The organism is Kocuria sp. CNJ-770, from assembly GCF_001942375.1.
Classification (GTDB): domain Bacteria; phylum Actinomycetota; class Actinomycetes; order Actinomycetales; family Micrococcaceae; genus Kocuria; species Kocuria oceani.
Genome location: NZ_MKJW01000125.1, coordinates 1 through 19,375, shown reverse-complemented (window position 1 = coordinate 19,375; position 19,375 = coordinate 1). Strand labels below are relative to the sequence as shown.

The window sequence follows — 19,375 nt, the reverse complement described above, 5'->3', positions numbered from 1 at the left end:
GGTTGGCGCACCGTCAGCAGGACGAACGCCGACAATGACCCTCTGGAATACCGGCGGCGCTCGAGGGGTTCTGGTCGGTGTCCACTCCCCGCTGATTCCTTGTGAAGGAGCATGCTTCCGCGCATGGCCACCGATTACGACACCCCGCGCACCCGCCCCGAGGACGAGCCGGCCAACGAGTCCCTGGAGGCGATCCGGGCCCGTACCAGTACGACGACCCAGGTCCCCTCGATCGACCTCGAGGACGCCGACACCGCCGAGGGCATCGACCTGCCCGGTGCTGACCTCTCCCACGAGGAGCTCACCGTGGCCGTGGTGCCGCAGCAGGCCGACGAGTTCACCTGCGCCTCTTGCTTCCTGGTCCACCACCGCTCCCAGCTCGCCCGCCAGCACGACGGGCTGCTGTACTGCACCGACTGCGAGAGCTGAACTTTCTCGGCTCCCGTGCGACACGACGGCGCGGGCCCCGGCACCTGAAGGTGCCGGGGCCCGCGCCGTCGTCATTGCGCCGTTCCCTGCTCAGCGGGACGGCCGCTCACAAGCTGTCGGCGGCCTTCGTCCGGGGCAGCACGGCTCGTGGGGCGAGCCCGTCACCGTAGACGACGGAGCCGGAGCGGAACAGCTGCATCGCGGCGAGCGGGCGGCGAGGGGGACGTCGAAGACGACCCGCACGATCGCCGCACCCGAGTCCCTGGTGGCCAGGCTGCTCATGCAGGAGGAGATGGACATCGCGAAGATCAGCGGCCCGAGAATCACTCCGACTCCCCGTGCGAGCTGGACGGTGTTGGTCCCCGGGCGGGACCTCCCCGGAGGACGCACCTCCAGCACCTCGATGCTAACCTACGAGTTATAGGAAAACATTGAGTGATTGAAGGTTGGGATGCGGGCAGGTCTTTCTCCCGAACGGATCGTCGAGGCCGCTCTCGACCTGGCGGACACCACTGGCTTCGCCCACGTCACCGTCTCCTCGGTGGCCCGGCACGTCGGGGTGCGCTCGGCCAGCCTGTACTCGCACATCGAGGACCTGCACGACCTGAGGACGAGGATGGCGCTGCGGGCCCTGGAGGAGTTGGCCCAGCGGGCATCGGAGTCCTTGGCGGGGCGGTCCGGGTCCGACGCACTGGCCGCGCTCGGCAACGTGTACCGCGACTACGCCCACGAGCACCCCGGACGCTTCGCCGCCGCCCGGTTCCCGCTGGACAGCGACACCGCCATGGTCAGCGCCGGGCCACGGCACGCGGCGCTGACCCGGGCCGTCCTGCGCGGCTATGCCGTCCCCGAGTCCGAGCAGCCCCATGCGGTGCGGCTGCTCGGCAGCACCTTCCTGGGCTACGTCACGCTGGAGCTCAGCACGGGCTTCAGCCACAGCGCGCCGGACAGCCAGGCCAGCTGGAAGCGCATCCTCGAGGTCCTCGACCACACCCTGCGCCACTGGCCCGGTTCCTGAACCGCCATTGCCGGACACGACACACCACGGGAGCACCATGCCGATCCCCGACCGACACTGCACCGCACCCGTCACCGAGGAGCTCCTCCACGGCGTCCTAGAGCTGGAGCGCACGGACGACGGGGTGATCCCGCACCGCCTCCCCGCCCGGGCCAGGAACCAGGCACAGGACCCGCAGCTGGCCATGGCCGAGTCCCAGCCTCGGGAGCGCGGCTGCTCTTCGCGACCGAGGCGAACCGCGTCGAGCTCCGGGGGCGCGCCACACGCTTCCGGTACGAAGGAGCGCCGCCACGCCCTGCCGGCGTCTTCGATCTGCTCATCGACGGCCACCACGCCCGGCAGGCCGAACTCGAGGCCGCGACCGTGGTGAGCATCGACATGGCCACCGGCGACCGCCGGCTCGTGCCGGGCGAGATCGGCGGCGTCGTCTTCGACGACCTGCCCCAGGGGCCCAAGACGGTCGAGCTGTGGCTGCCGCACAACGAGACCGTGGAACTGGTCGAGATCCGCTCCGACGCCCCCGTCCGGCCGATCCGGGACCCGCGCCCGGTGTGGGTGCACCACGGCAGTTCGATCAGCCACGGTTCGAACGCGGTGCATCCCACCGGCACCTGGCCGGCGGTCGCCGCGCGGCGCGCCGGCCTCAATCTGCTCAACCTCGGCTTCGGGGGCAGCGCGCTGCTCGACCCGTTCACCGCTCGCACCATCGCCGACACCCCGGCCGAGCTGATCAGCGTCAAGGTCGGCATCAACCTGGTCAATCTCGACCTGATGCGGCTGCGGGCCTTCGGCCCCGCGGTGCACGGGTTCCTCGACACGATCCGCGACGGCCACCCGCACACCCCGCTGCTGGTGATCTCCCCCATCCTGTGCCCGATCCACGAACACACCCCAGGACCCGGCGCCTTCGACCCGGAAGCCTTGGCCAGGGGTGACGTGCGCTTCCAGGCGACCGGCGACCCCGGCGAGGTCGCCGCCGGCAAGCTCACCCTGACGGTCGTCCGCGAGCACCTGGCACGGATCGTCACGGAGCGGGCGCACGAGGATCCGCACCTGTTCTACCTCGACGGCCGCGAGCTCTACGGAGAGTCCGACGCGCGGGAACTCCCCCTGCCCGACGCCCTCCACCCCGACGCCACCACGCACCGGCGGATCGGCCGGCGCTTCGCCGACCTCGCACTCAGCCCGGGGGCGCCCCTGGGCACCGACCGGCGCCCGGACGGCCCCGGATCCTGAGATCACGAGCCGGCACCGGTTCGGCCCGTCCGTCTTCAGCGCTCGACGTCACGCAGCATCCGTGACCGTCCGCGCAACCCGCTCCACCATCAGCGTGGAGAAACTCTGACTGGCCGGCCCTCGCCATGATGGTCCGGTTCCTGGGCGCGGGCCGAGACCAGAGCGAAGTTCATGGGGACTCCAGCCGCGCAACGACTTCCACGACGGACCGCTAGCACGACGGGCACCGAGCAGCGATGAGCGGCCCGAACCGCGTCACTCCTGCGGGCAGAGGACCGAGGGTGGTCGTCATCTCCCGGACGACTCGCCACGACGGCAGGCGCCACTCGAACGACGCACGGTCCTCGGGAACGAAGTCCAGGCGGGCGTACGGGCGACCGGCATAGCTGTTGGCAACCGTCCAGTAACTGTCGAAGAGCGCTGACAGGCTCGTTCCCAGCGCGTACACCGGCCGGCGCACTCCCCCGCTGGTGAGGAAGCCGACGACGAACCCCTCCGACCCAAGTCCCGCGATGAGCGGAGGCACATCAAAGGCATGGACCCAGCCGGGCACGAGAAAGTCGCAGGGCACCGGCACGACATGGGCGGGCACCAGGGCCTCACCCAGCAGGTCGGTAGCGCGAGACCGGTGTGCGCCGTCGAGAATCACCGGGCACGCGTCAGAGGTGACGTGCACCGGTACACGGACCCGGTCCACGCGGATGTCGGCCACGAGCTTCTGGAGGCGTGCACTCTCGCACACCTCGTGCCACACCAGAGAGTCGACAGGGAGCATCACACTATCCACGGCACCGCCTCGGAGTATGCCCGGACCTTGACAGATCGAGCAGGGCCCGGGTCCATGTGAACTGCGGAAGAACCATCAAGCGCTCATCGCTGACGGCAGACCCAGGACAGGCGCACGGTGGTGGCCGAGCACCCGACCCCGACGACGACGTCGCGGCCGTCGCCGTCGACGTCACCGGGTGGACGCGGGTACTTCTGGGCGTAGGAGAACATCGGCTGAGCCGCCGCGGTAGTCACGGCCTCGACCGCCGGAGGATCGAGGCACGGACGGCGTGATCCGCCCCTGCACCTGCCACCCCGTTGGCTGCCGGCATCCTCGCGCAGGCGCCGGTGGGCACCCGCTCGAACCAGGACTGCTTCATCTTGGATCCCCCCAGATCCTGCGAGGCGGTCACCGCGAGCATCACCAGTGAGCCGTTCGGGGAGGTCCAGTGGCTTCCGCGCTGCACACCCGACGCCACAGGCTCCCTCTCGAGCACCTGGCCATTCCGCCCCGATGACCACACCCAGCGCCTCTGTCCATCCGGCGCTGACCTGCTATGACAACCGTAAAGCCAGACCCGGCCGCTCAGTCAGCGCATCACCCAGATCCCCCATATATGACGAGGGCAAACAAGGGACCGCGCCTCGCCCTCCGGACGGATACGGCGATAGGTGACAACCCGTCACCCATCGGTGCGGCCGCCCCACCGCTCTTCCCATCGCACGGCATGCCGGGAAAGATCTGGCCATGGACCTTCCCCGCATCTTCACCATTCGTGAGAGCACGCACCGGATCCACAACCCGCTGACCGCGCAGAAGCTCGCAGCCCTGGGTGAATCACTCCATCTCGCCCCCGGGACACGGGTGCTCGACCTGGCCAGCGGCTCGGGCGAGATGCTGTGCACCTGGGCGCGCGACCTGGGTTTCACCGGCACCGGGGTGGACATCAGCACGGTCTTCACCGAGCAGGCCCAGGCCCGCGCCACCGAACTCGGCGTCGCCGACCGGGTCCTGTTCGTCCACGGCGACGCAGCCGGCCACGTCGCGGACCAGCCGGTCGACCTCGCCGCTTGTGTCGGTGCCACCTGGATCGGCAACGGCGTCGCCGGCACCGCCGAGTTGCTCGAGCGCAGCCTCCGCCCCGGAGGCTGATGCTGATCGGCGAGCCTTACTGGCGGCGGATCCCACCGGACGAGGAGACCGCTCAGGCATGCCACGCCACCGGCATCGATGATTTCCTGCTCCTGCCGGAACTGATGGCACAGTTCCGGGATCTCGGATACGACGTCGTGGAGATGATGTTGGCCGACCCGGACAGCTGGGACCGCTACACCGCGGCCCAGTGGCTCAACCTGCGCCGTTGGCTCGACCAGAACCCGGAGGACGAGCTGGCCACCGAGGTACGGGAAGAACTCACCGCCGAGCCTGCTCGGTATGCACGCTCCACACGTGAGTATCTCGGCTGGGGAGTCTTCGCTCTGATGAAGCGTTGAGTTCTCGGGACTGCTACATGCCGAGACGACACCTCGGTCGGCTCGATGGGCCGGTCGCGTACGAGACCTTGATGAAGCCCGCCGTGACTCCCACGGCATGAGACCCCTTGTCACCTATCGGTGCGGCAGTCCCCTTCAGTGTCGGCCTCGTGTGACGACCGCTCACCAGCCATGCGTGCACCGCAGGGGGCAGGACCTTCCTCCCATCGATGGTGGCGGTGGCCCCGCATGTGCTGGGACGGGACCGTCCGACGAACAGGTCAGGTGCGGCGGTGGGCCTCGGCCGCTGAGCGGGCCAGGCGGCGGCCGACCTCGATCGGGGACCGGGGGCTGCCGCGCAGGAAGGCGGCCAGGGCTCCGCTGTAGGCCACCAGGACCTCGTCGGCCAGCTCCTGGGCACGGTCCCCGGCGAGCGGGCGGGACAGGTGCAGGAGCCGGTCGGCGAGCAGGGCGGTGTCCGCGGCCAGGACCTCGGTGATCTCGTCGGGTGCCTCCGGGAGCTCGGTGGCCGCGGCCAGGAAGGCGCACCAGCGTGACGGGTGGCGCTGGTCGCCCCGGTAGGAGACCAGGGCGTCGAACACCGCCAGCAGCCGGGCCATGTCATCGCCGGCCGCCACGATGTGCTGGTCCCAGACCGCCCGCCAGTCCGCCAGCCGGCCCCGCAGCGTTTCGGCGACCAGGGCGTCCTTGCTGCCGAAGTGCGCGTACAGGGTGGCGGCGGAGACTTCTGCCTCGCGCAGCAGCTCATCAACCGGTGTGGTGCGGATGCCGCGGTCGAACAGCACGCGGTCGGCCGCCTGGAGCAGCCGGTCGCGCGCGGGGAGTCTCCGGGCAGTCGTCACCCTCCCAGTGTAGGGACCTCCTTCCAGAACGGTCGTTTGGATGTAGCGTAAGGAGCGTTCTGAACGGCGAAATTCGGGAAGGAGGGGCGATGCGCGCTCTGGTGCCCAGCGGTCTGACGCTGACCGCGGCGATCTCCGGGACGGCCCGGGGCTCTGGTGAACCGTCGAGGCGACCTCACGGCCGGGTGGCCGGTCCGAGCAGCTCGCGGGTCCTTCCGCCCCAGCACCTCGATGAGCGGCCAGGCCGAGGGACCTGCGAGGCCGATTCCGCCGCGTCCGGCAGCGGCACCGGTGCACGCCGCACCACAAGGAGGCATGCATGACACTCTACGCAGGCAACCGGATCGGACTGGCCGGAGCGGCGGTGGTCGGGGTCGCCTTCGGCATGGCCCGGTACGCCTACGGCCTGACGCTGCCCGGCGTCCGGGAGGACCTGGAGCTCTCCGAGCTGATGCTCGGGCTGGTCTCCAGCGCCACGTTCGCGGGATACCTGGCCGGCCTGTTGCTCGCCGGGAGGCTCGCGGCCCGCCACGGTTCGCGCGCTCCGACGACCGTGGGCGGGGCCTGCGGTGCCGCCGGTGCGGTGATCGTGACCTCCGCGCAGTCCCCCTGGCTGCTGGCCGTCGGCGTCGTCCTGGCCGGCAGTGCCGGTGGCTGGGTCTGGGCGCCCTACTCCGACATCGTGACCCGTGCGGTGCCCGCGCGGCAGCAACCACGAGCGCTGGCGATCATCACGACCGGCACCAGCGGTGGCCTGCTGCTGCTGGGCGGCCTGGCCGTTCTGGCCGCACTGGGCTCCTGGCGCCTGGTCTGGGCCGGCATCGCCCTGGCCGCGGTGGCCGCCGCAGTCGTGAACCTCCGCCTGGTGCCCCGCACCGGACCGGCTCCACGGTCGAACGCACAGAGCGGTGCCTCCGAGCCGGCGGCAGCGCTACGGGTCCCAGCCGTCTACTCCGTCGTCTACTTCGCGGTCGTCGTCATCTACTTCACCTACGCCGCCGACTCCCTCGACCGCGGCACCCTGCCAGCGGCAGCCGTCCCGGCCCTGTACGCGGCCATCGGCCTCACCGGCATGGTCGGGGTGGCGACCGGGGCGCTCGCGCAACGCATGGGCAGTCTGCGGGTTGCCGCGCTGAGCCTCGTCACGGTCGGCGCGGCGCTGGCGCTGCTCGGCCTGGCCAGCGACTCACTGGCCGCGACCATGGCCTCGGCGTGCATCTTCGGGGCCGGGTACATGACAGGATCGGCGGTGCTCGCGGTCTGGACCGCCGAGCTGGTGCCCGACCGTGCGGGCGCGGCGTTCACGGCCTGCCTGGTCGTGGGAGCCACCAGCTCCGTCGCCGCCCCGGCCGTCGCCGGTGCGATCATTCCCGGCCTGGGCCTGGGGGCGCTGCTCGTCCTCACCGCCGCGGTGTCGCTGCTCAGCGGGGTGGCACTGATGCTGCACGGGGCCTGGCGCGGGGCCACCACGGCCCGAACCGGACCGTGAACGCTGACTGCTTCAGGCCACCGTGTGACGGGGCCAGGTCTCAGCCGCCCACGGCGGTGAGCTGCGCCGCCAGCGCAGGCAGGTCCGCAGCCTCCAGATCGGGGCGGGCGAAGTAGACCGGATACCGGGCCCCGGTCCGGTTGATCCAGGCGGTGCGCAGCCCGGCCTGGTGGGCGCCGTGGATGTCCCAGGGGTGCACCGCGATCAACAGCATCTTCTGCGGGTCCGTGCCGCGGTGGGTGACGGCGTAGTCGTAGGAGGACCGGGCCGGTTTCCACGCCGGGGCGTCCTCGACGCTGAGCAGCTCGGAGAAGTGTTCCCGGACCCCGGCACTGCTCAGCAGCGACTCGGCGACCTGGGTGGCCCCGTTGGTGAGGGTGACCAGCTCGGCGACCTGACGCAGGGCTTCCACTCCGGGCACCACGTCAGGATGCACGTTCAGGCTCTTCAGGGTGCCCATGATCCGCTCGACGGACTCACCCGGCGCGGTGACCCCGTGTGCACTCAGCAACCGGTGCAGGCTGTCCTGGGCGATCTCGGCGAAGGCCGCGTTGCCCCCGGCAGCCGTCACCGCGAAGCCGTCGCGCAGGATGCCGGCGAACCACGTGGCCGCCAGGCCCGCCGGAGCTCCTTCCTGAGCGAACGCCTCGCCGAGCGGCGCCATGTCGGAGAGGGTCTCGTTCACATCGAACACGATCAGGTCCGGGCTGGTCACCATGCTTCTGCCTCAATCCTCGTCGGTGCGGCACACCGCCCCGGGCGGGGCGATGTGCCGCCGAGCCTACGCCGAGCAGGAAAGGCCCGACGGCACTGTGGCCGGTCCCTGTTCGGAGATCAGAGGCTGGAGTGGTCGGCCACGACCTTCTCCAGCTCGTCCTTGCCCTCGGCGAGCATCCGGTCCACGCCGGCCGGGTCCTCTCGGTTGCGGGTGAGCATCTGACCCATGGACCCCCCGCGCACCACGTTGATCTCTCCGCCGATCATGCCCGCCACCGTCGCGGCCGCCACCTCTTCGGGGCTCTCGTAGTCGAAGCCGTGCTGGGCTTCGGCCTCGGAGCTTTCCATCATGGGGGTGTCCGTGGCGCCGGGGAAGACGTTGAGCACGTGCACGCCTTCTCCGTACAGCTCCCGGCGCAGGGCTTCACCGAAGTGGGCGATCCCGGCCTTGGTCGCACCGTAGGTCGCGTAGAACGCCATCCCCAGCAGACCGAACCCGGAGGAGACGTTGACCACCAGCCCCTCGCCCGAGGCCCGCAGCGCCGGCAGGGCCGCACGGGTGAGCAGAATCGGGGCGGTGAGGTTCAGCGCGATCTGCGCCAGCACCTCGGACTCCTCGATCGCCTCCAGCCGGCCGGCGCGGACGTTGCCGGCGTTGTTGATCAGCACGTCGATCCCACCCAGCTGCTCCTGGGCCGCAGCAGCGACCCGGGCCGGGGCGCCGTCAGCGGTCAGGTCGGCAGGGATCACCACCGCCTCACCACCCTTCTCACGCACCAGCGCCGCGACCTCCTCCAGGGGCTCGGAGCGCCGGCCCACCAGCGCCAGGCGTGGCGAGTACTGGGCCAGGTCCAAGGCCAGGGCGCGGCCGATACCGCTGCCGGCACCGGTGAGCAGGATCGATCGGTTGTTCAAATCCATGAGGGTTACCTCCGGTCAGATTGGGACAGGGCAAGAACGGTCTTCAGGTGCAGATCCGGCAGGGATGGGTGGCCGTACCGGAGAGGCCGACGCGGGCTGCACCGCACGGCGGTGGCGGCATGCCACCGTGGAACCGGCGAGCCGGCACGACTCAGTCGGCGAGGTGCTCCGCCATCGCCTCGGCGACCGCGGCGGGGGAGTCCTCGGTGGGGATGTGCTTGCCGTCCACCTCCACCAGGTCCGAGCCCGGGATCTCCTCGACGTAGCGGCGGGCGTAGCCGACCTTCTGGAAGTCGTCGTCGCGGCCCCACACCAGACGGGTGGGCAGAGCCGCCTCCTGCAGGGCCGGCACCAGGTCCATCGTGTACCGCGGGTCCGCTGCCGCGGCCAGCGCCGTCCAGGACCGGACCCGGGCCGCATCCCGCCACGGCGTCAGATAGTCGGCCAGCTCCTCCTCCCCCAGCTCCCGGGCCACGCTGCCACGGGTGGAAGCGGCCCGAGCGGTGAGCAGGTCCTCCACAGTGGTGGCCGTCCGCACCTGCGGGTCCCGGAAGCGCTCGACCGCCGGCACCGGCCAGGAGTCGAACATCACCGAGTTCATCAGCACCAGCCGCCGCACCCGCCCGCTGGTCGCGGCCACGTGCTGGGCGATCCCGCCGCCGATGTCGTGGCCGGCCAGGTCGAACTCCTCCAGCCCCAGGGCGTCCGCCGCGGCCAGCACCGTGTCGGCCAGGGCCGGGACATTGGCGTGCTCGACGTCGAGCTCTCCGCCGCTGGCACCGAAGCCGGGCAGGTCCAGGGCCAGGCACCGGGCGGCCTCGCCCAGGGCCGGCAGCACCGGCTGCCACACCCGGCTCCAGAAGGTGCCGTGGAGCAGCAGCAGGGGCCGGGCCGACGGGTCCCCGGCGGCCAGGTAGGACAGCTGGGCGCCGTCCACCTCGACGTGTTCGCGGGATACGAGATGGGTCATGTGGTGATCTCCTGTTCCAGTGCGCAGATCGTGAATCCGACGGTGTCGGGATCACCGATCCTCACGTGGGGAATCAATCAGCTTGCTTTGCACCCTACGGGCATCCTGCGCACGAGAAAACCCGGCCAGCCCCTGCGGCACGCAGAATTGTCGGTGCACCTCCCGCCGCCCGCGCGCCTGCTGCCAGGGCGGGGCCACGTCCATGAGCGTGCCGACGACGTCCCAGCCGAGCACCGCGGGAAACCGCGGCGGCAACCGCCGCATCACGTCCCGTCGGCGTCGCCGTCGGGCGGCCCTGAGCCGCTGGACGCGGCGCCGGCGCGCCGGTTACGCGGGGACGTAGTCGAACGTGTCGGGGTCCGGGCCCGTGCGCTCGTCCTTGTTCAGCGCCGTGATCGCCTGGATGTCCGCGTCGGTGAGCTCGAAGTCGAAGAGCTGGAAGTTCTCCTCGACACGCGAGCGGGTGACGGACTTGGGGAACACGATGTCGTTGCGCTGGAGGTGCCAGCGCAGCGTGACCTGAGCGGTCGTCCTGCCCAGGCGCTCGGCGATCGCGGTGATCGCCGGGTCGTCGAGGACCGCTCCCTGAGCGATGGGCGACCACGCCTCGGTCGCGATGCCCTGCTCCGCGTTGTAGGCGCGCACCGTCTCATTGGTCAGGTACGGGTGGACCTCGATCTGGTTCACAGCGGGCTTGACGCCGGTCTCGGCGATGATCCGGTCGAGGTGGGGCACCTGGAAGTTCGAGACGCCGATCGCGCGGGTCAGGCCGGCGTCACGGATCTCGATCATGGCCTTCCACGTCTCGAGGTAGTCGACGTCGATCGTGGGCAGCGGCCAGTGGACGAGGAACAGGTCCATCGGGCCGCCGAGCCGCTCGACGCTCTTCTCGGCCTCGCGCAGCGCGTCGTCACGACGGTGGAAGCTGTTGTTGAGCTTGCTCGTGACGAACACCTCGTCGCGGCTCAGACCGGAGGCCCTGAGCGCGTCGCCGACGCCTTGCTCGTTGCCGTACATCTGCGCCGTGTCCACGTGGCGGTATCCGACCTCGAGGGCCATCGTCACGGCCGCCTCGGTCGTCTCCGGCGGAACCTGGTACACGCCGAAGCCCAGCTGCGGGATGCTGACATCATCGGCGATCCGGATCTCAGGGACGGAAGTCATGCACGTTCTCCTTCATCAGCGGTCGGCTCCGGGAACCCGCAGCCACGAAGCACAACCGTTCTCGGCCGGCGGCGTATTTCGCTGGTTCCATAGGAGATCGCTATCGAACGGCTGACCGCCGGCGAGGAGCATCCGACCTAGCATGTTCGGCATGACGACTTTCGCGATCATCGGAGCAGGACGAAACCTTGGCGAGGCGCTCGCCCGACGCTTCGGCCGGGAGGGCTACAGCCTGGCCCTCATCGCCCGGAACCAGGAACGGGTCGACCAGCTGGCCTCCGACCTGGTCGCTGACGGCTTCACCGCGAAGGGCTACGCGGCGAACGTGCGCGACACCGACAGCCTCGTCGCGGCCCTCGACCAGGCGACCCAGGACCTCGGCCTCATCGAGGTGCTGTCGTGGAACCCGCTGCCGCAGAAGGAGTTCCTGCGACCGCTCCTGGAGTCCACGGTCGGGGACATCAGGGCCGCCGTCGAGTTCTCGGTCTACGGTCCCGTCGCCGGCGTGCACCAGGTGCTGCAGGGCATGCGCGTGCTGAAGAAGGGCTCCCTGCTCTTCGTCAACGGCGGAAGCGCTGTGCAGCCGGTGCAGCACTTCGCGGGCACCTCGATCGGGTTCGCCGGCGAGACCGCATACGTCGAAATGCTGAACCAGGCGCTGAAGGACGAGCCGATCTACGTCGGCCAGCTCATCATCCCCGGCGCGATCATCCCGGGCGACGAGCAGAAGGATCCGCAGGTGCTCGCGGAGAAACTGTGGCAGATGCACTCCCAGCGCAGCCAGCTGCGGGTGTTCGCCACCGAGCTGGAGACGCAGCCGTACTGACCCAGCCCGACTAACGTGTCGGGTATGGATGTTCGTCAGCTGGAGTTCTTCATCGCCGTCGCCGAGGAGAGCAGCTTCACGCGTGCGGCCGAGCGCTCGTTCGTCTCCCAGCCCGGACTGTCGGCGTCGATCCGCTCGCTCGAGCGCGAGCTCGGGACTCAGCTGTTCACGCGCGGTCGCCAGGGCGCGTCCCTGACGAGTCCGGGCGCGGCGTTCCGGCCGCGGGCCGAGCGGATCCTCGAGCAGGTGCGCGAGGCCCAGCGCGCGGTCATCGGCGACGAGCCCGGGCGCGCTGAGCTGCGCATCGGCGCCGAGCAGTGTCTCGGCGGCGCTGTCGACATCGTCGACATCCTGACGTCGTTCGCAGGCGAGCACCCGGCCGCCGATCTCGAGTTCGTCCAGGACGTGAGCTCACGCCTTGCCCCGATGCTCGACGAGGGGCGCCTCGACGTCGCTCTCATCGCCGCACCGGCGGGGTCCGTCCCCGTGCACGACAGCTTGCTGCTGCGTCGAGAGCCGTTCGTCGCGCTCTCGCACACGGACGTGCCGTACACGTCGCTTGCGGATCTTCAGGATGTCCGCACCGTCGACTTCGGTGACACCTGGGAGGCGCGGCGCGTCCTCGACGCAGCGCTCGCCGCCGCCGGTGTGACACGGCGCACGATGGTCGAGGCCAACGACGTGCACATGCTCGTCGATCTTGTCACCCGCGGCTTCGGGATGGCGATGGTGCCCGAGTCGATCGCCGCGAAGCAGGTAGCCCAGCACCTCGTGCACACGCCGCTCGCCGACGCCCCGGAGTGGGAGGTGCACCTTGCCACCTGCTCCGACCCGTCGCCGTCCGCGAGAGCGTTCGCGAGCATGTTCGTTCCGCAGGCGGAGATCGTCTCCTTCCGCGGGGATCTCGCGGTCCAGCCGTAGTCGCCGCTGGACCTGGCTGCTGCGTGCCGCACAGCAGCTGGTCGTCGAGGTGGCGCACGCCCACCCTCCACACCACCTCATGCGCGCGGTGCTGCCGCCGCAGCCCTGCCCCGAGTGCGGCCGTGCGTGCCACGATCCGTTCGAGCGGTCCTGGGCCGAGGGCGCGGAGCCAGGCGGTGGCGGCGAGCGCAGCCACTGCCGCGGTGAAGAAGGCCGCCCCGGCAACGAGAGCTGTCGCGGACAGGTGCGGGAACGGGACGGCCAGCAGGAAGAAGGCCCCGGAGCAGACAGTGAACCGGCGCCCCGTGCGGCCAGCCGGAGCCGGGTCGTTCGCCGGGCACCCCCGGACTGGGTGCGTCCAAAGGCGCCCGTGGTTCAGCCGGGTGTTCGGCGCCCCTGGCGCAGCCCGATCTCGTAGGCGGTGAAGGAGACGAGGGTCACCGCGATCAGCGGCAGCACGAACCAGGCCATGACCGCGGTGAACCCTTCCAGTGCGTCGTGTGCGGTGGCGGCCAGGACGACATATCCGGTGTAGGCCAGGTACAGGGCGACGAAGAGGGCGCCCTCCCAGCGGGCCACCGCGAACCCGGTGAACGCGATGGGCAGCAGCGCGACGGCGGCCGCCAGCATCACCGGCATGTCGAGGGCCGCCGCGGCACTGGACACGGGGACGCCGTCCGGAGCGATCAGAGCGGGCAGCCCGAGCACCACCCCGATGTTGAAGATGTTGCTGCCCACCACATTGCCCACGGCCAGGTCGCGTTGGCCCCGGCGCACCGCGATGATCGAGGTCGCCAGCTCGGGCAGCGACGTCCCCACGGCCACCACGGTCAGTCCGACCACCAGGCTGCTCACCCCCAGCGTGGTGGCGATGTTCACCGCGCCTTCGACGAGCAGCGTCGCCCCGGCCACCAGCAGGGCAACCCCCAGCACCACCAGCAGCAGCGACCTGCCGATCGACGCAGGCGGCGGCTCCGCGGCCTCTCCGGCGGCATCGGGGACGGACGAGCCGCCGGCCGGGCTCGCGGCACGGGCCGGGGACCTCGCATTCCGCCTGCTGAGGAGCACGGTCAGCACCGTGTGCGCGACCACAGCGCAGAAGAGGATCAGCCCATCCACCGCGGTGATCCGACCGTCGAGGGACACGACCAGCAGCCCGACCGTCATGGCGACCATCAGGGGCAGGTCGAACCGCACCAGCCGTTGCTTCACGGCCAGGGGAAGAACCAGTGCGGAGAGCCCGAGGATCAGCAGGACGTTGACGATGTTGCTGCCCACCACGTTGCCCACGGCCAGCCCCGGTTCATCGCGCAGGACGGCCCCGACGGTCACAGCCAGCTCCGGTGCCGAGGTGGCCGCCGAGACCACGGTGAGCCCGACCACCAAGGACGAGATGCCCACACGCCGGGCCAGGGCTGATGCTCCTCGCACCAAGAACTCCCCGCCCAGCACCAGCAGCACCAGCCCGGCCACGATCCGTCCTGCATCCAGAGGGTCCATGGGCAGGAGTGTACGTAGCCCGGGCGCCCCCACGTGGCGCGGTGCGCGCCGCTCCCTCACGTGGAGTGCATTGCCCCCGCTCGGTACGGGGCGGCCATTCCGAGGTGGGATGCACTCCGATCCGTCCGCATCCTGCTGGCCGGGCCGTTGAGGAACTCTTGAGGAATCGGCGCGGACCGGTCGATGGACGATGACTGGCCGCGGCACTTCATGGCCGCACCCCTGGGCATCGGAGCCGTCGGGCCGGCCATGACCGTGGCGCCCCGGCCCCCGGATCGGGGCCCGGATGGTTGCACGCTCAGTAGGCGACGGTGAAGCGTCTGCGGCGGTGTGCCGGGGCCTCGATCTCGTCGACGACGGCGGTGGCCAGGTCCGCCCCGGAGATGAACGAGTTGCCCTGCTCATCGGTCAGCAGCACGTCGCCGCCGACGCGGTAGGTGCCGGTGGCCTGTCCGGGGGCGAAGGCGCCGAATCCGGCGGCGGGGCTGACGTAGAACCAGTCCAGCTGTTCGGGCCGGGCCTGCAGGGCCTTCAGCAGCGCCTCACCGGTCCGGACCTCGGGCAGGAACTCGGAGGGGAAGCCCTCGGTGTCCATCAGCTTCGGGCCGCCCTCGGCGACCAGCAAGGACCCGGCCCCGCCGATGACCCCCAGTCGGATTCCGGCGTCCTGGGCCAGATCGGCGAGCTTGTCGACGACGCCTTCGAGCTTGCCCTCGAGCTCTCCCCGGGGCGAGAGCGTTTCGATGACCACGTCCGTCTCCGTCACGGCCTGGGCGAGGAACGCGTCGTCGAAGACGGAGCCTGTGACGTAGGTGGCGCCCTCGACCGGTGCGGCCGGGGTGGTGCGGCTGTAGGAAGTGACCTCGTGACCGCGTTCGACCGCTTCGGCCACGATGTGCGACCCGGCGTAGCCGGTGCCGCCGAGAACCTTGATCCGTGCCATGGGTTGCTGCTCCTTCGACAGTGGAAATGACAGATCTACCGGTGCGAAACACCAACAGTTACCCTAAGTAACCAGCGCACCGAGAGGAAGTAGGCACCTGAAAGTACGTTATGGGTGCCGCAGTAACTGGAAAGGACACCGCATGCGCGAGGAAGCCGCAGATCCCTACAGCCGCCACTGCCCGTCACGGCAGGTGCTGGATCGGATCGGTGATCGGTGGACGGTCCTGGTCGTGGGCGCCCTGAACGACGGGCCGTTGCGCTTCTCGCAGCTGGCCGCCCGGATCGACGGCGTGTCTCAGAAGATGCTCACCCAGACGCTGCGTGCTCTGCAGCGCGACGGACTGGTGACGCGCACGGTGCACCCACAGGTCCCGCCGCGGGTGGAGTACGAGCTCACCGAGGCCGGGCACACCCTGCAGGAACCGCTGAAGGCCCTGGAGGACTGGGCCACCACGCACATGCCGGCGATCCTCGCCGCACGGCAGCGCTACGACACCGCAGGCCACCAGGCGGGACAGCATCACGGAGGGATGGCACCCGAGCCGGCCCGATGACCGGTAGCGGGCCACTTGCGAACCAGGTGGGACGGAGACCACTGCTGTTGCCTGCACATGGTTCGACCGGCACCAGGGTACGTGGTGTCCACGCGGAGTGCTTTCTCGTCACCGTTGCATCTGCTCAGTATTCGTCCGGCGTCGACAGACGCGTGCAGCGGCCCGCATGGGCGGTCCCCAGGGTGTGCCGGTTCTTGTCGATGCACAGAGGCACCCCACTCTCACTGTGGGCCCGCACCGGAGACGCGGGTTGCCCCGGGGCCGAACCGTGCACCTGGGATGCCGGGACGACGAACGCACAGTCGCCCCTGCATGTGCCTGCCTTCTCGTCCGCTCACACCGGCACGCCGTCCGCCGCACACCTCCACCCTGCTCCGCCGGAGGCGGTGCGGGTCGAAAACCGTCGCACCAGAGAAGGCAGTGCCGAAGCACAGGTCCACGAGAAGCGCACCGCGTGCACCGGCGGAACCCTGATGGCTGCGCGGCAGAGCCGGGAGGCAACGACCTCCTGGGCTGATCCCCCTGCAGGGCGCGGGCGTGACCGGAATCGGCGCCGCCCACCCGAGAACTCCGGGGAGCTCCGGACTACAGCCGGTTGATGAAGTCTCCGATGTTCTCCCACGTCCAGGACTCACAGCGCGCCGGGCCCATCTCCATCGGCTTCGCCCGGTGCCCGGTCTCCACCCACAGGCCCAGCAGCGGCTTGCCCGCATCCACCGCGCACCGGATCTGCCACAACGCTTCGGCCGAGTCCGGCGTGTAGCCGCCGACCAGCGCGATCACTCCGTCGCAGGCGCGGATCCGCTCCCGCACGTCCTTCTTCCACTCGCCCGGGCACGTCCCGTCTCCGGGCGAGTCCAGGAACCGGGCCTGATCCCCGGCCCGGGCCCATTGCGCGGTGAACAGATCCCGGAACAACTCGTCCTGCTCCGCGAAAGCCAGAAAAACGGTCTTCGGCGCCATTGCCGTCAACTCCCCAACCTCAGCCATCAGTGGTAGTGCAAGACACCGTATGGCGTGAGGCGCCCAGACGGGTTGCCGCCACGCAACATGCCTTAACGCACGAGGACGAGCCGGCCAACGAGCCCCTCCTGTTTCCTGCTCCACCACCGCTCCCAGCTCGCCCGCCGGCACCACGACCTGCTGCACTGCACGGGCAGCGAAGGCTGAACCGCCTCGGCTTCCAAGCGACACGACTTCGCGGGCCGGCACCTGCAGGTGCCGGGGCCCGCGAAGTCCCGGACTGCTCAGCGCAGCTGAACGGCTCCGCGCCGACCAGAACGCAGGGGCAGTTCAGCCCCTGGGCGAGTCAGGCGCGCACGCTCCGGCGGCCGGCGAGCACCACGCCGCCGGCGGCACCGCCGAGTCCGACGAGGCCGAGGGCGACGATCCCGGTGTTGGACTTCTCCGGGGCCATGGCCACCCCGGTGTCCGCACCGCCGACCGGCATCTGCTCGATCTGCGGATCGGTGGGGACATCACCGACCGGAGGCAGCGGAACGTATGCGTAGTCGGCGTTCTCGCACGCCACCCCGTCCGCGTCGGAGTCCAGCTCCGGGGTGTAGCGGGGGTCCCCGACGGGAATGTTGTAGACGCCCGCGCCCGCTGCGGCATCGCAGCTCTCGAACAGCGGGAACGACAGGGCGGAGGCCGGGGCTGCGGTCAGAGCGGAGAATCCGACAGCAGCGATCAGGGCGGAGCCGGCAACACTTCTTCTCATGGGTCTCTCAACTTTCGCGAGCAGTGATGACCTTCGAACCGTACCCATGAATTGGCTCACAATCGTGAATTCGAGGACAGCAACACGTTTGTGACAAGTCGGTATGCGGACGGGCTACCCGTAGCGCATCTCCGGGGCGGTTTCAGCGGAGCGGACGGCAGCACGGTGGTGCGGGAGCCGATCCACACGTTGTTCCCGATCACGATGGGCGCCGGGTGCATGTCCGCCCGGCGGCTGAGAACGAGGTCGTGGTTCAGCGTGGCCAGCACCGTGCTGTGCCCCCGATCAGGCAGTCGTCGCCGATGACCACCCCACCCTGGTCCTGGAGGGTGCACCCGGAAATGATGAAGACCCGTGTGCCGAGGGTGATGTTCTTGCCGAGGTCGGCGTGGAAGAGCGGGAACACCGTCACCGACTCATCGATCGGCTTGCCGGTCAGCTGGGTCAAGAGCTCCCGCACCCGGGCCGGCTCCCGGTGTCCGCCGTCGAGCTCCCCGGTGATGCGCAGGGCCTCCTGGCTCGTCCGGCGCCTCACCTCGTGCAGAGGCTAGTCCCCGGTGATGGTGCGCCCGGCGTTGAGCTCCTCCAGAAGGTCGGTCAGTTCCAGGGGGCAGCTGGTCGGCCAGGGAGCGTGCGGCGGTGTTGTCGAACAGGGTTCCGGTCACCGCGGTGCCCTCGATGTCGAGGATGATCGGGACGCCTGCTGCGGCGGATGGGGTGCTGATCTCGTCGGTGTCCTCCTTCCTGGCCGGGGTCGACGCCGGACGGGGCTCCGGGGAAGAGCCGGTGGTGCTGCAGGCCGTCGGAGTCGCGGTCAACACGGCCGGCAGCATCACGGCCGTGCGGCGGGTGCGCAGGCCGAGGGCGGCAGGGCCAGGCCTGCGTGTTGTCCCGACCGGCACAGCGGGCTCGGGCCGCGATGCCGGTGCCGGTGCCGGTGCCGGTGCCGGTGCCACGGAGCGTGTCCGCATGGTGCGTGGGCTCAGGCCAGGGTGGCGGTGTCGATGACGAAGCGGTAGCGCACCTCCGAGGCCAGCACTCGCTGGTAGGCCTCGTTGATGGAGGAGGCGCCGATGAGCTCGGTCTCGAGGACGATGCCGTGCCCGGCGCAGCAGTCGAGCATCTCCTGGGTCTCTGCGATGCCGCCGATCATCGAGCCGGTGCAGGTGCGACCGGCCCCCGATCAGGGAGAAGACGTTCAGGCTCAGCGGCTCCGCCGGGGCCCGCACCCCAGCGGCGCAGCAGGGAGTAGGTGGTGATCCCGGCGCACAGCAGCGGCGCGGCGGCGGCGAAGTCCAGGGAGTCGGGCACGGAGAGGAAGCCAGCGCCTGCCGCGTACGACAGGAAGACCGCTCGCACCACTGGTGCACTGCTCGAAGGTGTTCGCGGCGAGCCGGAACCGTTGACGTGACCCTCAGGGCGTGACAGGTTGATTGGAAAGCAACCTGACGAATATGGAGGCGATCATGGCCGATCAGTACACGATGCAGGATCCGACCACCCAGTACCCGGGCCCGGACGAGAGCTTCGAGCAGCAGCAGGAGGGTCCGGGCCTGCAGCAGGAGATGGCGCCGAAGCCGGACTCCGGGGAGTCCAGCTACCGCGGCTCCGGGCGGCTGGAGGGCCGCAGGGCGGTGGTGACCGGGGCGGACTCCGGGATCGGCCGGGCCACCGCGATCGCCTACGCCCGGGAGGGCGCCGACGTGGTGCTGTCCTACCTGCCCGCCGAGGAGGCCGACGCCCGGGAGGTCGTGGAGCTCATCGAGCAGGCCGGGCGCCGGGCGGTGGCCGTGCCGGGGGACGTGACCGACAAGGCCTACTGCGAGCAGCTGATCGCCACCGCCGTGGCCGAGCTGGGCGG

The 19,375-nt window shown here is 70.3% G+C and carries 22 protein-coding genes and 1 pseudogene; 10 read left to right on the top strand and 13 right to left on the bottom strand.

What is annotated here, in order from left to right:
• The first annotated feature begins 123 nt into the window (after positions 1 to 123).
• The 3 genes from BJF77_RS15360 (at position 124) to BJF77_RS15350 (ending at position 2,683) form a co-directional block, all read left to right on the top strand.
• The gene (locus tag BJF77_RS15360; protein ID WP_047801700.1) at positions 124 to 429 is read left to right on the top strand and encodes a DUF4193 domain-containing protein; all 306 of its coding nucleotides are present in this window, start codon (positions 124 to 126) and stop codon (positions 427 to 429) included.
• A gap of 451 nt (positions 430 to 880) precedes the next feature.
• On the top strand, positions 881 to 1,447 hold the full coding sequence (locus BJF77_RS15355; protein WP_075872710.1) for a TetR/AcrR family transcriptional regulator: 567 nt from the start codon (positions 881 to 883) through the stop codon (positions 1,445 to 1,447).
• Between the two features lie 363 nt (positions 1,448 to 1,810).
• Entirely contained in the window at positions 1,811 to 2,683 is an 873-nt protein-coding gene (locus BJF77_RS15350) for an SGNH/GDSL hydrolase family protein (RefSeq protein WP_255396308.1), read from the top strand.
• 211 nt (positions 2,684 to 2,894) lie between these two features.
• Here the strand turns inward: BJF77_RS15350 and BJF77_RS15345 are convergent, their stop codons facing one another.
• Together BJF77_RS15345 and BJF77_RS20630 are read right to left on the bottom strand one after the other, a co-directional pair.
• The gene (locus tag BJF77_RS15345; protein ID WP_075872709.1) at positions 2,895 to 3,458 is read right to left on the bottom strand and encodes a hypothetical protein; all 564 of its coding nucleotides are present in this window, start codon (positions 3,456 to 3,458) and stop codon (positions 2,895 to 2,897) included.
• A gap of 95 nt (positions 3,459 to 3,553) precedes the next feature.
• On the bottom strand, positions 3,554 to 3,706 hold the full coding sequence (locus BJF77_RS20630) for a hypothetical protein (protein WP_158041283.1): 153 nt from the start codon (positions 3,704 to 3,706) through the stop codon (positions 3,554 to 3,556).
• 493 nt (positions 3,707 to 4,199) lie between these two features.
• Here BJF77_RS20630 and BJF77_RS21125 point away from each other — a divergent pair, with 493 nt between their 5' ends.
• Together BJF77_RS21125 and BJF77_RS21120 are read left to right on the top strand one after the other, a co-directional pair.
• Positions 4,200 to 4,604 (top strand): cyclopropane-fatty-acyl-phospholipid synthase family protein, encoded by a 405-nt coding sequence (locus BJF77_RS21125; RefSeq protein WP_222845017.1) that lies wholly within the window; start codon positions 4,200 to 4,202, stop codon positions 4,602 to 4,604.
• The gene (locus tag BJF77_RS21120; protein WP_222845016.1) at positions 4,604 to 4,945 is read left to right on the top strand and encodes a hypothetical protein; all 342 of its coding nucleotides are present in this window, start codon (positions 4,604 to 4,606) and stop codon (positions 4,943 to 4,945) included. The genes BJF77_RS21125 and BJF77_RS21120 overlap by 1 nt, the downstream gene beginning before the upstream one ends.
• Positions 4,946 to 5,205: 260 nt before the next feature.
• Here the strand turns inward: BJF77_RS21120 and BJF77_RS15330 are convergent, their stop codons facing one another.
• On the bottom strand, positions 5,206 to 5,787 hold the full coding sequence (locus BJF77_RS15330; RefSeq protein ID WP_075872705.1) for a TetR/AcrR family transcriptional regulator: 582 nt from the start codon (positions 5,785 to 5,787) through the stop codon (positions 5,206 to 5,208).
• 319 nt (positions 5,788 to 6,106) lie between these two features.
• Here BJF77_RS15330 and BJF77_RS15325 point away from each other — a divergent pair, with 319 nt between their 5' ends.
• Complete coding sequence (locus BJF77_RS15325; protein ID WP_075872704.1) at positions 6,107 to 7,276, top strand: MFS transporter; 1,170 nt, start codon at positions 6,107 to 6,109, stop codon at positions 7,274 to 7,276.
• 40 nt (positions 7,277 to 7,316) lie between these two features.
• Here the strand turns inward: BJF77_RS15325 and BJF77_RS15320 are convergent, their stop codons facing one another.
• The 4 genes from BJF77_RS15320 to BJF77_RS15305 form a co-directional block, all read right to left on the bottom strand.
• The gene (locus BJF77_RS15320) at positions 7,317 to 7,994 is read right to left on the bottom strand and encodes a haloacid dehalogenase type II (protein WP_075872703.1); all 678 of its coding nucleotides are present in this window, start codon (positions 7,992 to 7,994) and stop codon (positions 7,317 to 7,319) included.
• Positions 7,995 to 8,110: 116 nt separating this feature from the next.
• Entirely contained in the window at positions 8,111 to 8,914 is an 804-nt protein-coding gene (locus BJF77_RS15315) for an SDR family oxidoreductase (protein WP_047801707.1), read from the bottom strand.
• Positions 8,915 to 9,065: 151 nt separating this feature from the next.
• Positions 9,066 to 9,884 carry an alpha/beta fold hydrolase gene (locus tag BJF77_RS15310; RefSeq protein WP_075872702.1) on the bottom strand — a complete coding sequence of 273 codons (819 nt, stop codon included), beginning with the start codon at positions 9,882 to 9,884 and terminating at the stop codon, positions 9,066 to 9,068.
• A gap of 327 nt (positions 9,885 to 10,211) precedes the next feature.
• Positions 10,212 to 11,048 carry an aldo/keto reductase gene (locus BJF77_RS15305; RefSeq protein WP_047801710.1) on the bottom strand — a complete coding sequence of 279 codons (837 nt, stop codon included), beginning with the start codon at positions 11,046 to 11,048 and terminating at the stop codon, positions 10,212 to 10,214.
• 151 nt (positions 11,049 to 11,199) lie between these two features.
• Between BJF77_RS15305 and BJF77_RS15300 the strand changes: the two genes are divergently transcribed.
• Both BJF77_RS15300 and BJF77_RS15295 read left to right on the top strand, forming a co-directional pair.
• Positions 11,200 to 11,874 carry an SDR family NAD(P)-dependent oxidoreductase gene (locus BJF77_RS15300; protein WP_075872712.1) on the top strand — a complete coding sequence of 225 codons (675 nt, stop codon included), beginning with the start codon at positions 11,200 to 11,202 and terminating at the stop codon, positions 11,872 to 11,874.
• Between the two features lie 24 nt (positions 11,875 to 11,898).
• The gene (locus BJF77_RS15295; protein ID WP_075872701.1) at positions 11,899 to 12,795 is read left to right on the top strand and encodes a LysR family transcriptional regulator; all 897 of its coding nucleotides are present in this window, start codon (positions 11,899 to 11,901) and stop codon (positions 12,793 to 12,795) included.
• A gap of 375 nt (positions 12,796 to 13,170) precedes the next feature.
• On the opposite strand, the gene BJF77_RS15290 is transcribed toward BJF77_RS15295, so the two are convergent.
• Together BJF77_RS15290 and BJF77_RS15285 are read right to left on the bottom strand one after the other, a co-directional pair.
• Positions 13,171 to 14,295, bottom strand: coding sequence for a calcium/sodium antiporter (locus tag BJF77_RS15290; protein WP_075872700.1), 1,125 nt, complete (start codon positions 14,293 to 14,295; stop codon positions 13,171 to 13,173).
• 298 nt (positions 14,296 to 14,593) lie between these two features.
• Positions 14,594 to 15,238 (bottom strand): NAD(P)-dependent oxidoreductase, encoded by a 645-nt coding sequence (locus BJF77_RS15285; RefSeq protein WP_075872699.1) that lies wholly within the window; start codon positions 15,236 to 15,238, stop codon positions 14,594 to 14,596.
• 142 nt (positions 15,239 to 15,380) lie between these two features.
• Between BJF77_RS15285 and BJF77_RS15280 the strand changes: the two genes are divergently transcribed.
• A complete protein-coding gene (locus BJF77_RS15280; protein ID WP_075872698.1) occupies positions 15,381 to 15,794 on the top strand; it encodes a helix-turn-helix domain-containing protein in 414 nt (137 codons plus the stop codon).
• Positions 15,795 to 16,379: 585 nt separating this feature from the next.
• Here BJF77_RS15280 and BJF77_RS15275 read toward each other — a convergent pair.
• The 4 genes and pseudogenes from BJF77_RS15275 to BJF77_RS22030 all read right to left on the bottom strand — a co-directional run.
• Entirely contained in the window at positions 16,380 to 16,784 is a 405-nt protein-coding gene (locus BJF77_RS15275; protein WP_255396306.1) for a nucleoside 2-deoxyribosyltransferase, read from the bottom strand.
• Positions 16,785 to 17,103: 319 nt separating this feature from the next.
• The gene (locus tag BJF77_RS15270) at positions 17,104 to 17,514 is read right to left on the bottom strand and encodes an excalibur calcium-binding domain-containing protein (RefSeq protein WP_075872697.1); all 411 of its coding nucleotides are present in this window, start codon (positions 17,512 to 17,514) and stop codon (positions 17,104 to 17,106) included.
• Between the two features lie 253 nt (positions 17,515 to 17,767).
• Positions 17,768 to 18,049 (bottom strand): hypothetical protein, encoded by a 282-nt coding sequence (locus tag BJF77_RS22035; RefSeq protein WP_255396305.1) that lies wholly within the window; start codon positions 18,047 to 18,049, stop codon positions 17,768 to 17,770.
• A gap of 447 nt (positions 18,050 to 18,496) precedes the next feature.
• Positions 18,497 to 18,743: pseudogene (locus BJF77_RS22030) on the bottom strand (NAD(P)-dependent alcohol dehydrogenase); the annotation flags it as partial.
• 237 nt (positions 18,744 to 18,980) lie between these two features.
• On the opposite strand from BJF77_RS22030, the gene BJF77_RS15255 reads away from it, so the two are divergent.
• Positions 18,981 to 19,375 (top strand): SDR family NAD(P)-dependent oxidoreductase (locus tag BJF77_RS15255; RefSeq protein WP_139318603.1); only part of this gene is annotated, 395 nt, incomplete at its 3' end.